Annotated in this window: 10 protein-coding genes; 3 read left to right on the forward strand and 7 right to left on the reverse strand. The window is 43.8% G+C overall.

Going from position 1 to position 16,274, the window contains the following annotated elements; genetic code table 11:
- Nucleotides 1–15 precede the first annotated feature (15 nt).
- The 3 genes from HC752_RS07235 (at nt 16) to HC752_RS07245 (ending at nt 8,706) form a co-directional block, all read left to right on the forward strand.
- Complete coding sequence (locus HC752_RS07235; protein ID WP_342029459.1) at nt 16–7,248, forward strand: Ig-like domain-containing protein; 7,233 nt, start codon at nt 16–18, stop codon at nt 7,246–7,248.
- 186 nt (nt 7,249–7,434) lie between these two features.
- On the forward strand, nt 7,435–8,055 hold the full coding sequence (locus tag HC752_RS07240; protein WP_190334471.1) for a hypothetical protein: 621 nt from the start codon (nt 7,435–7,437) through the stop codon (nt 8,053–8,055).
- Between the two features lie 39 nt (nt 8,056–8,094).
- Complete coding sequence (locus HC752_RS07245) at nt 8,095–8,706, forward strand: HAD family hydrolase (protein ID WP_190334472.1); 612 nt, start codon at nt 8,095–8,097, stop codon at nt 8,704–8,706.
- Between the two features lie 23 nt (nt 8,707–8,729).
- On the opposite strand, the gene HC752_RS07250 is transcribed toward HC752_RS07245, so the two are convergent.
- From HC752_RS07250 to HC752_RS07280, 7 genes are all read right to left on the reverse strand, one after another.
- The gene (locus HC752_RS07250) at nt 8,730–9,212 is read right to left on the reverse strand and encodes a DUF1772 domain-containing protein (RefSeq protein WP_190334473.1); all 483 of its coding nucleotides are present in this window, start codon (nt 9,210–9,212) and stop codon (nt 8,730–8,732) included.
- 80 nt (nt 9,213–9,292) lie between these two features.
- Entirely contained in the window at nt 9,293–9,628 is a 336-nt protein-coding gene (locus tag HC752_RS07255; protein WP_190334474.1) for a hypothetical protein, read from the reverse strand.
- Nucleotides 9,629–10,226: 598 nt separating this feature from the next.
- The gene (locus HC752_RS07260; protein WP_190334475.1) at nt 10,227–10,787 is read right to left on the reverse strand and encodes a hypothetical protein; all 561 of its coding nucleotides are present in this window, start codon (nt 10,785–10,787) and stop codon (nt 10,227–10,229) included.
- Nucleotides 10,788–11,129: 342 nt separating this feature from the next.
- Complete coding sequence (locus HC752_RS07265; protein ID WP_190334476.1) at nt 11,130–12,503, reverse strand: L-cystine transporter; 1,374 nt, start codon at nt 12,501–12,503, stop codon at nt 11,130–11,132.
- Between the two features lie 282 nt (nt 12,504–12,785).
- A complete protein-coding gene (locus tag HC752_RS07270; RefSeq protein ID WP_190334477.1) occupies nt 12,786–13,478 on the reverse strand; it encodes an NAD(P)H-binding protein in 693 nt (230 codons plus the stop codon).
- 16 nt (nt 13,479–13,494) lie between these two features.
- Nucleotides 13,495–14,118, reverse strand: a complete 624-nt coding sequence (locus HC752_RS07275; protein ID WP_190334478.1) for a LysE family translocator — start codon at nt 14,116–14,118, stop codon at nt 13,495–13,497.
- 81 nt (nt 14,119–14,199) lie between these two features.
- On the reverse strand, nt 14,200–15,939 hold the full coding sequence (locus HC752_RS07280; protein WP_190334479.1) for a methyl-accepting chemotaxis protein: 1,740 nt from the start codon (nt 15,937–15,939) through the stop codon (nt 14,200–14,202).
- Between the last annotated feature and the right edge of the window lie 335 nt (nt 15,940–16,274).

Genomic DNA, 16,274 nt, shown 5'->3' on the forward strand with positions numbered 1-16,274 from the left:
AACTGGACAGTGGATGTGGCGGGCAGCGACCTGGCAGCGGACACCGAGTTCACGGTGAGCGTGGCGTCAACGGATGAGGCGGGCAACACAGTCGACAGCACCGCGACCTCCACGCATACGGTGGATACGAAAGCGCCAGACGGGGGTAGCAATAGCATTCAATTTGATTCTTCTGTGAATGGAGCACCAGAAGGTGGCTCTAACCTCTTTACATTAAGCCAAGTATTTACGCAAAGTGATATTGGTATTGGTGCAAACGGCTCTCCAATTGGATTTACGTTTACTGTAGATGAAGAAGCACAAGAGTTGACCCTGAGGGATGACGATCTTCTCCTTGAAGATAATAACGGCAGTACTTCTGTTGCAGGCTCTCAGTCGTTAGACGCAAGTTTGCAAGTGTTAACGTCTGATTTCAATAGCAATGGGGAGGGGGCTTATGTACACGCTCGCGCCTATCAGGAAGTAACAAATTTAACCACGGGTGAGACGGGGAGAATATACCAAATTCGTATCGCCGATGGTTATGTGTCGGGAACGACACCTGTGGGGACGCAGTATTGGGCATTTAGCAATGGGTTTGTCGTCAACCCTGGTGATGAAGTTGTGACGACCAGTAACTTTACAGCTGGCGGGAACGTTGCTTATGACGATCTTTTTGTCGATATCGATGACGGCATCATTAATAAGAATGAGTCAACTGCTGTGCCATTACATGGTCAAGTAGAGTCAGGGGCATCAGTCATCAGTATAGTCATTACGGATTCAGCACAAAATGCCATTACAGTGGCAAGTGGGGATTTCAGTGTAGACAGCGATGGTAAGGTCGTTGTTCAAGGGCAGGATTTGTCTGAGCTGGAAGAGGGTCTGTTGACGGTGACCATGACGGTTGAGGATAGTGCAGGTAATCGTGGTCAGGTTCAAGATACGGTTATTTTGGATACAACTATTACAGCACCAAGCATCACGCTTGAAGCAGCGGATACGAACGAAGATGGTATCTACAACGCCGAAGAGCTTGGTGATGATGGCACCGTGACAGCGACTATTTCTGTCGCGGAGTCAGATGTGGGCGATACGTTGACGTACACGGTAAATGGGGCGCAAACCACCATTGTATTAACCGAAGCGAATATCACCAATGGTATCACTCTCAACGTGGCACCGAATGCGATTGTGACCGCGACGCTGTCGGATCCTGCGGGCAACAGCTCAGATACCGTGACAGAAACCGCCTTGGATGCCGATACAGAAGCGCCAAATGAAGGTAGTAATAGCATTCAATTTGATTCTTCTGTGAATGGAGCACCAGAAGGTGGCTCTAACCTCTTTACATTAAGCCAAGTATTTACGCAAAGTGATATTGGTATTGGTGCAAACGGCTCTCCAATTGGATTTACGTTTACTGTAGATGAAGAAGCACAAGAGTTGACCCTGAGGGATGACGATCTTCTCCTTGAAGATAATAACGGCAGTACTTCTGTTGCAGGCTCTCAGTCGTTAGACGCAAGTTTGCAAGTGTTAACGTCTGATTTCAATAGCAATGGGGAGGGGGCTTATGTACACGCTCGCGCCTATCAGGAAGTAACAAATTTAACCACGGGTGAGACGGGGAGAATATACCAAATTCGTATCGCCGATGGTTATGTGTCGGGAACGACACCTGTGGGGACGCAGTATTGGGCATTTAGCAATGGGTTTGTCGTCAACCCTGGTGATGAAGTTGTGACGACCAGTAACTTTACAGCTGGCGGGAACGTTGCTTATGACGATCTTTTTGTCGATATCGATGACGGCATCATTAATAAGAATGAGTCAACTGCTGTGCCATTACATGGTCAAGTAGAGTCAGGGGCATCAGTCATCAGTATAGTCATTACGGATTCAGCACAAAATGCCATTACAGTGGCAAGTGGGGATTTCAGTGTAGACAGCGATGGTAAGGTCGTTGTTCAAGGGCAGGATTTGTCTGAGCTGGAAGAGGGTCTGTTGACGGTGACCATGACGGTTGAGGATAGTGCAGGTAATCGTGGTCAGGTTCAAGATACAGTTATTTTGGATATGATAGCGGATGCGGGCACCGTCACGGTGGGTAGCATTACCGCCGATGATGTCATCAACGCGACCGAAAGCGACGCGACCATCGCGGTGAACGGTACGGCGACAGGTGGCGATATCGCCGAAGGCGATAAAGTGACCATGACCATCAATGGTACCGACTACGAGACCACGGTTGGCGCGATGGGCACCTGGACCGTGAATGTGGCGGGCAGCGACTTGGCAGCGGACACCGAGTTCACGGTGAGCGTGGCGTCAACGGACGCGGCGGGCAACACCGTTAGCAGCACCGCGACCTCCACGCATACGGTGGATAAGACAGCGGATGCGGGCACCGTCACGGTAGCGTCAATCACCGCCGATGACGTGATCAACAAAGCCGAAAGCGGCGAGACCATCGCGGTGAGCGGTACGGCGACAGGTGGCGATATCGCAGAAGGCGATAAAGTGACCATGACCATCAATGGTAAGGCTTACGAAACCACGGTCGGCGCGACGGGCACCTGGACCGTGAATGTGGCGGGCAGCGACTTGGCGGCGGACACCGAGTTCACGGTGAGCGTGGCGTCAACGGATGAGGCGGGCAACCCCGTCAACAGCACCGCGACCTCCACGCATACGGTCGATACGATAGCGGTTTCAGCACCAAGCATTACGAATATTACTGATGATTCTGAAAACAGTGATTACTCTGAAGTCACCTTACACGGTGCGGGCAGTGAGGTAGGAAATACGATTGAAGTGTTTGCTAAGGATGGTAATGAAGATTATGTATCCATTGGATTTGCGACTGTGCAAGATGATCTCACTTGGACGCTTGATATATCTGATGTCAGTGTAACGCCTACGAACGACGACGAGTTCATGTTTGCTAAGGAAACGGATTCTGCAGGCAATGTAAGTGAAGCGTCCGATACAGTTCATTATTACCATGGTACTGTTGATCCTTTAGTTACTGAGTCGTCTGACGATTACTCGCTTCTGGGCGGTGGAAATGATGACCTTGAAATGGTATCGGATGATGATAACGATTATTTCGTTGCAGATGGTGGCGCACATCGTGATAGAGCGATATTCTCTGGCTCAATCGAAGATTACGTTATTAGTATTAATAGCGATGGTGAGATAGTCATATTCGAACCTGAAGAGAATGATACGAATATCTTTAGAGATTTTGAGTTATTTAAGTTTGGGGAAGAGGTTTACACTGTAGAACAACTTCTTAAACCCGAAATCTCTATTACCAGTGATATAAATGACGATGAGGTACTAGCAGGGTCTGAGATTGGTCAGAGCATTGCTTACCAGATAGACCTCCCGAAAGGTGTGACCGTTGGTACTGTTTTACTCGTCACTCTGCCTTCAGGCGTTCAGTCCATTACATTGACTGAACAGCAAGTAACTAATGGAAAGGTTGAAGGTTCTTATGTTACACCTGCTGCGGGTAATAATTTTGAGGTAAGCGTTTCTATAACTTATCCAGATGGTTCTCAATATGGGGCTACAGATACGGTTTATATCAATCAAGGACCTGAAGTTAATGATTTCTCAGTATCATCTACCTCTGGTGTTTTTGATATTCCATTCTCTAAATACGCTACCGATGAGGAAGATGATGCGGATCCAAGTAAATCCACGAGCATTGTCATTACTAGCCTTCCTGAGTTTGGAACACTGTATGTAGTCAATGAGGACGGTTCTAGAACGGATTTGGTCGTAGGCTCTAAAGTTGACGACGCCTCTATCATTAAGTATGAGCTGGATGAAAATGTTCATGAAGCTTTCAGTTTTGATGCGACTAATTACAATAACGAAACCCCAATCAGTGATTTAACCGAAATTGCTTTAGACAGCGGCATGTTGATCACAGGAGGCACCATAGCGGATGATGGCTCGCTGGTTCAGGGAGTGTTAAATTACCATAGTGACGACAACGAGCGTGGAATAGGCGTAAACGATAATGAGATAGAGAGTGACGGTAAAGACGGTAAAGAATATCTCTCTATTGATTTTGGCGATAATGTGAATATAACCGAAGCAAATGTCTCTCTTGGTAGTCTGCATGGAAACTATTCTGACGCTACTCTTGGCATGAATGCCAAGGTTCATATTGAGTTATATAAGGACGGTATTCTACAAGAAACCGTTGTTGTTGATTCGTCAAGTGACATTGTTAATTCTCAGTATGTTGCAAACCTTCAATTGGCGAGTGGCTTTGATGAAATTCGTCTAACAACGACAGCAAGTGAAAACTCAAATTTCATTGTTTCTAATATCGAAGTGCTAGATTCAGAAATCTATGATGAGATTGAATATAAGGCGGTCGATTCTGATGGTCGAGAAAGTGAAAGTACTGCAGTTGTTGACATTGCGATTCCAAGCTCTGAGTCAGCGCTAGAGCGAGCGCCTGTTATTAATGGCGATGCTGATTTAGGTAGTTCGGCAGAAGATAATGCCTTTATTATTGATGCTTCCAAGTTACAAGTGCTCTTAAATACGGCGACGGACGACAACCAGGACGATTTGTTTATTTCTGCTCTTTCTGTCGATGGGTCTAAGGGGGAGCTTGTTGTGACAACGAATTCTCTTGGGCAAGTTACAGGCGCGGTGTTCTATCCGAATGAGAACATGTCTGAAGATGACATTCAGTTCGATTTCACTGTGAGTGACGGTAAGTTAACGGATACGGGCAGTGCGTATCTAAATGTGACGCCAGTGGCTGATGAGCCCGTAGTGGATGTATCCATTACCGGCAATATCAATCATACCTATGATAACTATCCAACATGGGGTATCACTGTAGAAGACTTCCAATCAGGACAGTTTGATAAGTCCATATTTAATATCGCAAATGAGCAATCAGATAGCCAAACAACAGCTGAAGCTCTCTATGGGACTTCCGGAAATGATTACATTGTAAGTGTCAACGGAGGGGGCGATTCAATTTACGGGGATATTTATTCGAACTACCAAAATGACGGTGACGATATTTTGGTCGGAAGTAATGACCTTAGTAGTGATTCGCTTTACGGCGGGAACGGTAAAGACATATTGGTTTCAGGTTTTGGTTCTGATGCGCTCTATGGCGGAGCCAATATTGATATCGCTATTCTTCCTGGTAAATCGTTAGCTTATAACGTGGAACATATTGCCGGTACCAATTCGTTTAATTTTGTTAGTATGGAAAATGGTGTCTCTGAAACAAAAGTTCTTCACGACATTGAAACGGTTCAATTTGAGGACGGCATTTTTACTCTGGATGCAACGTCCGGTGAAATGGTATTAGTTAATCCTACATCATCTGAATACCCACTAAGTATAGAAGCATCACTGACCGATGTTGACGGTAGTGAAGCACTTACTGAAATTGAAATTTCAGGGCTTGCAGAAGGTGATGTATTGAAAGACAGTAACGGAACGGTTATCGGCACTGCGTCGAGTGACGGCACAATAACGCTTTCTGGTCTTTGGGCTGCTGATGCGACATCGGTTACTTTATCTGGTTTAACTTTAATCACGACAGCAACAAATGCAGCCGAGATTTCTGTTGCGGCAACTTCACAAGAAGGAAGTGATACAACGAATACAGCATCGGCAGTTGACTCTATAGCCCTTAGTGATTTTGCTGGCGTAACAATGGGTGATGAGGGACAAATCAAGACAGCAGGCGACACGCATGACATCGTTGTTGGAGATACAACTGGTACCATAATTACTCATGGGCAGGACTACAACATAGCATTCATGGTGGATACATCAGGAAGTGTTGGAAGCAGTAATATCGAAGAAATGAAAATCCAGTTAAATCAAGTATTTGATAACTTGATTGACAGTGCGCAAGGTGGGCGTTCTGGTGACGTGAATGTCATGTTAGTAGACTTCGATACATTGGCACACACAAGCATAAGTGTAGATCTTACAGACCCAGATGCAAAAGAGAAACTTGGAACAGTCATAGATAGCTTATCTTCCTATGGTGGTACGAATTATGAAGATGCATTTACTGTTACTAGTGACTGGTTTGATACCGTGAAGACGACGCATCCCGATGCAAATAATATGGCGTACTTTATTACTGATGGTCGTCCGACCTATTACAATACGGATGTGACGAACCCAGTTGTATATGACAGCTATTACTCAATCTATGATCGTACGTTGAACGATATTCTCAACGATACGGACTATGTACCGGGCGAGTCTTATAGCTACGCAGGTAGGACGATTATCGATACGTCTGGTATGGTTTATAGCTATACGTCGCTTAGCTATGATGCTACGTACCAAGGGTATATGAGACCTAACGGTTCGGGTGAATATGAGTTTGTTCAGGTAGCTGGAAATGGCTATTACGAGGACGATGTGACTATTTCACAAGCGGCAGCAGGGTTCGAATTGCTAGAAAATAATGGTGTAACGGTAGAAGCAATCGGTATAGGCGTCGAATTGGATGAAGCGCAGTTGCAAGACTTTGACTCAGACGGCAATGTACAAGCCAATCTGGATGTTGCTAGTTTGTCCGAAGCCATTCTTGGCACTTCAGAAGATAAACTTCCTGGTGGCGATACCATCAAGGCAGGTAGAGGTGATGACATCCTATTTGGTGATTCTATCCATATGCTTGGTGTATCTACACAAGGATATGAGGGAATAAAAGAATATGTAGCGGGTAAGCTCAATGTCGAAGAGGTGTCCGATGCGCAAGTACACGGTTATATAAGGGAAAATATCGGGGAGTTTGTTCAGTCAACAGACCAAGACAAAGCGGATAATCTCCATGGTAATAAAGGTGATGATATTATCTTTGGACAAGGTGGTGATGATTACCTATATGGTGGTGTTGGCAACGATACATTAATTGGTGGACTTGGAAATGATATTCTAACGGGTGGTGACGATGCAGATGTATTTAAGTGGGTTAACTCCGATTTAGATGGAAGTATCGATCGCATTACCGATTTTCACATCGATGAAGGCGATAAGCTTGATTTGAGTGATTTGTTCACGGATCTATCTGAGAGTGAAGTGACGTCTATGCTGGACCAAATAAAAGGGACAGTGGATGGTGATGATGTCAGCTCAAGCCTAACCGTTAGTAAGGATGGTAATTCGGTAACGATTGACTTTGAAGGCGTATCGGCAACCGATCTTACGAACAACTTGAGCACCATTCTTCTCATCAAAGATGACTAATCAATAAGTTAAATCTTTGAAGCACTTTAAAATGCTGGGGCTAAAACCTCGGCATTTTTTGTTTTATACACTTTCATATCCCATGGGTATGGGATGCCTTATGATAGACATCATTGGATAGAGCCTATTCCCAGCGTTATTCCAGTGCTATCTTTTTGAATACACAAACGAGGAAGGAGCATCAAAATGGATTCGGACTGGGTTGAATGGTTTGGCTATCTCGCCTCTTTGGTCGTCTTAGTGTCACTCACAATGACATCAATTATAAAGTTGAGGGTGATTAACTTTATCGGTTGTTTGCTGTTTGCAGCATTTGCGTATTTTATTGACTCTTACCCCACAATGTTGATGAACTTAGGTATCGCAGGAATCAACATCTATTATTTGTGGAGTATTTATACCACTAAAGAGAGATTTAAACTGATCTCGGCTTCTGTCGATTCTGAGTATTTTGACCATTTTGTTTCTACCAATTTGGCTGACATTGAGCAGCAAACCTCGATTGAAGCGTTAAAGAAATCGGATACGGCTTTTTACACGCTTCGGAACAATAGTATTGCTGGGGTGTTGGTTGGAAATAAGGGCAAGGATGGCACACTATCGCTTGTTTTAGATTTTGTGACGCCAGAATATCGAGATATGAAAGTCGCGCAGTATTACTACCAATTACACCCCGAAGTGATGAAGCAACGGGGTGTAAGTATGCTGGAAGCCATAGCAAAAACGAAAGAGCATGAAGAGTATCTTTTGAGCGTTGGTTTTTCTCCATCCAAAGAAAATAGTGCGGTGTATTTAAAGGCTCTCTAGGTTCTATGTTGTATTTCTTGTTTATAAAAAGGTTAGGGTATGGCAATAAAGAACATCGTTTTTGATGTAGGTAATGTGATTGTAAAGTGGTCTCCTCTTGAGATCGTTTCCGCAACGTTTGGTGTGACAGGGGAAACGGCACAAAAAATGGCTCGGGATATTTTCTCTCATCAGGTTTGGCTTGATTTAAATAAAGGTCGTCTAACGGAAGATGAAGCGAAGTTAGCTTATCAAGCACAGTTGCAACTCAGTGTGATTGAAACAGAACAACTGTTCGATAACGTGAAAGCTTCCCTATCCTTATTGGAGGGTACGGAAAACATGATGAGAGACTTAAAAGCCTCGGGCTACGGCATTTATGCGCTCACCGATAATGTGCATGAGATCGTGGCTTTTCTAAAGGATAGGTACGATTTTTGGTCGCTATTCGACAAAGCCATCGTATCGGCTGAATGGGATGTATTGAAACCTGATCCAAGAATTTATCAATTGGTTGTAGAGCAATGCAACGTGGAAGCCAATGAATCCGTATTTTTGGACGATATGCCCGCGAATGTGGAAGGGGCTAGGACCCAAGGGTTTCACGCTTTCCAGTTTTCAACGGCTGAGAAAGCGCGAGAAGATCTTCGTAGTTTAGGCGTTTGCGTATAACCCAGACGAATTAAACATATACGTTAATGGATGATACTGCGTGTTCGCCAATGGGGGATTGTCAATGCCATCGAAAAGGTAATCATACTGACAATGACGCGCAGTAAATTTGCCCTATTCCATTGTTCTCGGACGGTTTGCCAATCATCAGGTAGCGCAGAGGGATCCCATGATTCTGTGTAATAGTTAAGTGGTAAATTAACAAACCGAGTAAAAATAACTATTCCAACAAAGTAACTCATAGCGATGGCTAACCAAACAAGCGCTCGTCGTTTGTCTCGCCTTAGCCACACTATTCCCGTTATCGCCGGCAGCAGGGCTGCCCCAAAAAAGCACGCAAAAAATCCAGCGTGCCTGACATTGATATTAAACAGTGATTGCACCGTTGCGTAAGTGCTGCCATCGACTTCCAGCATGGCGTAATTCACATTAAAGCTGTAGGTGGCAAAAAAGCCTGCCATAAGTCCAAGTAGTAGAGTTGATGTGGCTTCCAATCCTTTTTCCATTTCGCATTTCCGTTTTTTCGTTAATGGAAAGTGTGACGAAATGTTAGAGGGTTGTACTTATCATTTGGTGAGTGAGAGGGTCATTTGGTAAGTGAGAGGGATTTTTTTAATCGGGAGAACGATTCAGGTGTTACGCCAATATAACTTGCTAAGTGCATGTTGGGCAAACGCTCGAATTCCGGTCTCAGGGTGATGAGTTTAACGTAGCGCTGCGCTGCGGTAAGTTGCAGCCAGTCCTTTTCCCGATTGAACTTCTCTGCCAATACCTTTTCTATCCATAGGCGAGAAAATGCCATCCAGTCGACTTCGTTGCTGAAGGTTCGCTTGAATGCATCGACATCCCAGCACCATCCGTTACAGAGTTCTATGGATTCAATAAAGAATCCAGCGGGTTCATTTCTTAGTGACTCTGTCACCGGTCAGAAGAAAGCCTGATCTACAAAAAAGGCTTTGTTGTGCTCTTTACCGTCTCTATCCAAGTAATACATTCTGACGGCGCCGGAATTCAAGAGAAACACGGTGTTCCATTTTAACTGTGAATCAAGAAGGAACGTCTGCGGTTCGAATCGAAAGGATCGCGCTGATTGGGCAAGTTCTTTCTGCGTTAGTTGGTCAAGTGACCTAAAGAACTGACTTTCCACTATGGCTACCTTCTCACTATCACTCACTATCACCATTACTATCACTCACTATTGCTACCATTTTTAGAATTTAGAGAACCGATTACCTTTTGCCGACAAATTATCTAGACAGTTCTCCAGATCTTAACAACCAGTATAAGACTCAAGTCTGTCAGAGAAGAACTCGCTCATGTTATCAATGATAAGATCTTGGTTTTTATTATGTTTGAAACCTAAAAGACGAGGTCATCGACCCTAGGTTGGAAGCCGGTGAATGAGGGAGTGACTCAAAGAAGTAAACTAAAAAAAGACCCTAACGAGTAGGGTCAGTCATATTGACATGGACTAAAAGTTAAGGCCTTAGGGAATAGCCCTTGAGGTATTATTCGATATCTCAGTTTTTGCAAAAGCGAGTGAGTGTATAGTCTTCGCCACTGCGTGAGGTGTATTCTTTGTCAACACTATGGGCAATAGGATCCCCTTTTGCGCCCGTTTCGAGAAGGCTGATCCAGTAACGGTGATTAGATTGGGTTTCCATGCACAGTGACGTACGTGATTCGAGCTGTATGTCTTGGATATTCGCTAAATTATCAATGCTACCTAAGTGTGCCCCTAGCGTAATTTCTAGGTGTGAACCCTGTGCATCTTTTAGCAAGATGGCTTCTGGTTCGCGTTTGTGACCGGATAAAGCGACAAACTGTGAAGGATTGTCTAACCCCACCAACTTCCCATCTGCAAAGCAGGCCACTAAGTTGCAGTAGTAAACCATATAGTTCACCACATCTTGGTGTGAACCATATTCTAGCGGGAAAGATGAATCCAGTATTTCTTTTGCTCGTTGTTGCTTCTCTGTCACTCGTTGCGCATTTGATTTTTCAGCAGCGAGGACAGAAGTCGCATCAAACTGTTGTTCGGTTTCTGCATTTTGATTGTTCGAAGCAGTTGATATAGTCATAGTGATGTCCTCATCATTTATCTTTTTTGCTAGCTTAGGTAAAAGGAAGTGACTGTTCTTTTGCCCTTGCTTCAACTTTAGATTAGCGTCAATCAAATAAAAATTTCACAATAAAAATTTCACAGTGTAAATTTTACAAAAATGGCTGTGAAATTTTATACAGACTCTACCGTCTTTATACGGTTTGTATTTTGAGAAGCGCGAAAATATTAGAAACACAAAAAAGCGACCGCAATGGTCGCTTTTAGTCTTTTTGGTTACTTTTTCAAGGAGAAAGAGTTTTATTCCCTTCCTTGAGCGGAGTGGTTATTGGAATGGAACACCGCACTGACGGTTATAGAGCTACACGCTGGCTTCTTCATGTTGTGTATCCGCTCTTTTTTCACCAAGCAATCGGCTGGTAATCGTGCCAGCTGTCATCGCGCCAGAAACATTCAATGCCGTACGTGCCATATCAATCAAGGGTTCGATTGATATTAATAGAGCCGCTATCGTCACAGGTAACCCCATTGCAGGTAATACAATGAGTGCCGCGAATGTCGCGCCGCCGCCTACACCCGCAATGCCAAACGAACTAATGGTGATAATGGCAATCAGTGACAGGATAAAGTTGATATCAAGCGGATTAATACCCATGGTTGGGGCAACCATAACTGCGAGCATAGCGGGATAAATACCAGCGCAACCATTTTGACCAATTGTCGCACCAAAGGATGCTGATAAGTTTGCGATAGCGGGTGGTACATTGAGCTTGGTTATCTGTGCTTCAACATTAAGTGGAATGGTGGCTGCGCTACTACGAGACGTAAACGCAAAAGTCAGTACAGGCCAAATTTTCTTGAAGTACGCTAATGGGCTGACGCCAACAAACGAAACCAATACACCATGAACGACAAACATCAGCATGATCGCAACATAAGAAGCAACAATAAAGCCCAAAAGATTAAGGATGTCTGTAGCACTGGATGTCGCCACCACTTTGGCCATGAGAGCCGCAATACCGTATGGGGTTAAGGCCATGATCATTTTAACCAAGCGCATGACAATGGATTGGGACGCCTCGACAAACGTTCGAATAGGGGATGCCAACTCCTGTTTTTCCAGCATGACTTTTCTTGCGGCAATACCGGTTAAAATGCCAAAAATAACCACGGCGATGATGGAAGTGGAACGTGAACCCGTGAGATCGGCAAATGGGTTGGTAGGAATAAAGCTCACCAACATTTGAGGTATGGTCAAATCGCTCACTCGATCAATTCGATTCTCAAGTACAGAAATACGTGCCGTTTCACGAGCTCCTTCGGTTAACCCTTCTGCTGTTAGCCCAAATGCTTGAGTAACGCCAATACCGATCACGGCTGAGATCATGGTGGTTACAAGCAGCACGGAAATGGTGAGGGCGCTGATCTTTCCTAGCGACCCTGAATTTTCAAGTTTCACGACCGCAGCAATCATCGAAACCAATACCAGCGGCATGATGATCATTTTCAGTAAACCAACATAGCCAAGACCCACCACATTTATCCAATCGAGGCTTGCCTGTATGGATGCGTGGCCTTCCCCATAGATCAGTTGAAGTACGAGCCCAAAAAGGCTTCCCGAAACCAAACCTATAAGTACGAGCCTTGATAATGTGTTTGATTTTTTCTGCTGTTTAAAAATGAATAACAAAATGAGCGCAAAAACAGCAAGGTTGAGTAAGACGGCGACTGACATTGATAAATAACCTATATTTACATTTAAGATACATAATTCTGATTAATTTATGAATTTCAGAATTAATAACTGCTGGCTAACATAGTCTTAGGTGACTGAATCGCAAAGTGTGATTTGAAATTAGATATATGAAAACATTATATGAAAGATGTTTTTATAGATTGAAAGTCATATTGAGAAGTGTTGGGTACTGAAGTGTTTGGAATCTAGTGGTGAGCTTACTGGCTACTGGCTATTGAGGAAGAACGATTCGTGTTCCAGTGGATTCGGTCAAATCGTCGGTTATTTAAATTGGTCTAACATCGCGAGCATTGAACGCGTATCAATAATTGTAGGGTAGGGCTGAGTTGTTTGAGTTTCAAATAAGGAATAAAGCATGCACTGTGCGACGTCTTTTCCTGAAATAGGTTTGAAGTTTGCCAGCTTACCAATAAGAAGAGGTGAGAATAGCTTAAGGATATGTTCAGTAATAACTTCGTTTTTTCGTGGCTTATCGCGTTCACCACTTAAGGGACCTGGTCTAACAAATACAGTTCTCTCGAACCCCATTCTTGATACGGCAGACTCCATGCGACCTTTACATTTCAAGTAATGAGAATAAGAGTGGGGGTCTGCGCCATAACTGGAAATAACGGCAATTCGCGTTACACCGAGCAGTTTCATTTCCTGAGCAACGTTGCACACCAAATCAATGTCGACTTTAGCGAGCTTTTCTTTCGAGCCAGCTTGTTTGAGTGTTGTTCCTAGGCAAATAAAACCTATTTCAGGGGAGCGAGCGTTTTCATCCCACTGTGTTACCGAAAGGTCAACGTGGATATGCTCTGTAAGCTTTGAATGAGAGAGGTGCGTCGGCCTTCTGCCAATGGCGTGAATTTCGGCAATGGCGTCTTCTTTAAGAAGCAGCATCATTAACTCATGACCGACTAAACCACTGCCACCTGCGACAATCGCGACTTTACTTTCTGGAATACTCATAACCCCTCTCGAGAATTTAGCGCGAGGTTGTGGACAATAAGATTCCTGAACCGACAAACACGCTACCAGTCAGCCTATTAAACAGTTTGGCACGCCCCCTTTGCAATAACCAATTTGAAGATTTTGCACCTAAATAGGCATAGATCAAAAGCCAAGACAATTCCATCACCGCAAAGGTACTGGCTAATATCAAATATTGACTGAGTAAAGTGGCTTGAGGATCAATAAACTGTGGGAAAAGAGCGGTAAAGAATATGATGGCTTTTGGATTACTGGAGCCGACAATAAAGCCACTGATGAACAGACTTCGGGGGGATTGCCGAGGGGTGTTCCCTTCTGCCACTTCATAACTTTCCTGTTTGGAGAGCAACGCCTGTACGCCAAGGTAAATTAGGTAGGCAGCTCCCGTCCATTTAATGATACTAAATACCCACTCGGATGTCGCGATGATCATACCTAACCCCGTGAAGGAGAGGGTTAGAATACCCATAATGGCGGTCAAACTGCCAAGAGCGGTAAAAACTGACGAGTGAAACCCTTGGGTTACCGATTTGCTTAAGCAAAGCAAAACACTGGGTCCCGGTGAAGCGGTAAGTATGAATATCGCCGCGACGTAGATCATCCATGTATTCCAATCCATTTCTCTATCCTTATGAAAAATGTGCCACAAAAAAGGCAGCGATATCACCGACTCGCTGCCTAAGTTGATACTTTCCTTAACTTACTGAACTTTAAAGCGCCCGACAACCTCATTTAGCCCTCTTGATGTCGAATCAAGGGTTTGGTTCACGGTATTGGCATTGGAAGCGTTATCATTCAATTGATGTACAATTTGCTGAATGGCGACCATATTTCTGCTCACTTCTTCTGTAACCAAGCTTTGTTGATCAGCGGAGGTTGCCATCAGCGCGTTTAACTCGTTAATTTCAATAACGGAATCGGTGACTTGGTTAAGGGAGTCCATCACCTTATTGGTATTTTCAGCGGTATTCTCACAGCTGCTGCGGGTCGATTCCATTGCTGAAACCACATTGTCGGTCGCGTTTCGTAGCTTACTGAGCATTTCGTTTATCTGAGACGTACTGTCTTGTGTGCGTGCGGCTAATGCCCTGACTTCGTCGGCGACGACCGCGAAGCCTCTTCCTTGTTCTCCTGCTCGGGCTGCTTCAATCGCAGCATTCAGGGCGAGCAAGTTAGTTTGTTCTGCAATTTCGCCAATGACTTGGAGTACGGTGCTGATTTGTTTGGTGTCTGCGCTCATTGTGCTAATAGACTGAGACATACTGCTTACTTCATCTACAAGTGCTGAAACACTGTTTACCGCTTGAGAAACAATTTCTTTTGATTCCTCTGCATTTGCCGATGTGTGCTCCGTCAACTTCGCTGCATCGGAGGCATTTTGTGCGATGGATTCAGCCGTTGCACTCATTTGATTGATTGCCGTGATCGCTTGTTTGGTTTCAATATTGTGATTGTTGAGTGTGCGTAGGTTCGATTCTGTTTGACTGTTTATTTGGGATACAGCGTTATCAATACTGCGGCTGGATTGTGAGACTTCAACAAACATGTTTTGAAGTTTTTGAATGAACAAGTTGATCGAGTGGGATATTTGACCAATTTCGTCTTGAGAAGCCACATCCAATCGTTGGGTTAAATCGCCACTGCCCTTCGACAAATCTGCGACCACACTTTTCAAATTTTGCAAAGGTTTGAACGCAACGTGTAGCAAAGCGACACTGATTCCGATAATAACCACGGCACAAATGACCAGCGCCATGGTGATCAGCCAGTTTAACGAAGACGTATTTTTCTCAATTAAATCCAAGTCGATATAGCCATTCAGTTGCCAGCTCTTGTCACCCAAAGAGACGCGTTTGTTAAAAGGCATGAGGTTCTCGCCTTGCTTATTTGAGTATATAACCGTGCCATTTTGGGAAATCAGTTCAATGTAACTGCCGCTGATCGCATAGTCGGCAACAATGGATGACATTTCACTCAAATCAATAACAAAGAAATCGATAGAATCATCTGGGCGACGTATTGAAATAGTAAGAAGTGGTTTTCCATTCGTCACTGTTACTTCACTGATCGAGGGTAATTCTGTTTGCGAAGAGGCGGCATTAATAAAAGCCTGAGAATTCTCTTCTTCCATAATGCCAGAATCATCAAATGCGTAGTCGTTTACGATTTTAACTATTTTATAGAAACCGGTGTTTTCTTTGGTTTCGGCTATATCCATCATACTGAAGTTTAAACTTTTCGCTAAATTGACTTGCCGTTGCAAATCGGTGCTGAGTTTCGTCTTAACCAGATCGATATTGTGGCTGATGTTCTTTGTATCCGAGTCGCTAATGTATTGGCTAATGAAGTAGTGAACACTGACGTAAGAAGTAAGAATGGTAATGGATACAATGGTGGTAATTAGAGCGATGATCTTGTTTTTGAACGATAAGTTTTTCATGCACTTTACATCCCTAAAAGTGTACTGAAGAAAGCAACCGCATGGCGAGGAGCTAACGATATGCACCACATGTTAAGCAGAGCGCTAACAATGTGCAATCGATATGCAATAAAGACCTTAAATTGAGCTTCATATTAATCAAGTTGAGCTTTTATCAAGACAGAACATAGATGAATGTAATTTATAAAACCATTTTGAATAAGTGTCTGTATGCATAATATTTTAATGGCGTATCAATAGTTTGAGCTATAATTATAAGTATTGAACTGGACGCTATATAAGCAAGCGCTAAAATTCAAGCATAAAAAGTTTTTAATTATAAAAAGATAAATTAT

The organism is Vibrio sp. S9_S30, assembly GCF_014694455.1.
In the GTDB taxonomy this organism is placed as follows: domain Bacteria; phylum Pseudomonadota; class Gammaproteobacteria; order Enterobacterales; family Vibrionaceae; genus Vibrio.

Bases quoted from the DNA above. Each gene is read 5' to 3' on its own strand.
- HC752_RS07240 (WP_190334471.1), top strand. From the start codon at position 7,435: ATGGATTCGGACTGGGTTGAATGGTTTGGCTATCTCGCCTCTTTGGTC.
- HC752_RS07270 (WP_190334477.1), bottom strand. From the start codon at position 13,478: ATGAGTATTCCAGAAAGTAAAGTCGCGATTGTCGCAGGTGGCAGTGGT.
- HC752_RS07245 (WP_190334472.1), top strand. From the start codon at position 8,095: ATGGCAATAAAGAACATCGTTTTTGATGTAGGTAATGTGATTGTAAAG.
- HC752_RS07260 (WP_190334475.1), bottom strand. From the start codon at position 10,787: ATGACTATATCAACTGCTTCGAACAATCAAAATGCAGAAACCGAACAA.
- HC752_RS07265 (WP_190334476.1), bottom strand. From the start codon at position 12,503: ATGTCAGTCGCCGTCTTACTCAACCTTGCTGTTTTTGCGCTCATTTTG.
- HC752_RS07275 (WP_190334478.1), bottom strand. From the start codon at position 14,118: ATGGATTGGAATACATGGATGATCTACGTCGCGGCGATATTCATACTT.
- HC752_RS07280 (WP_190334479.1), bottom strand. From the start codon at position 15,939: ATGAAAAACTTATCGTTCAAAAACAAGATCATCGCTCTAATTACCACC.
- HC752_RS07250 (WP_190334473.1), bottom strand. From the start codon at position 9,212: ATGGAAAAAGGATTGGAAGCCACATCAACTCTACTACTTGGACTTATG.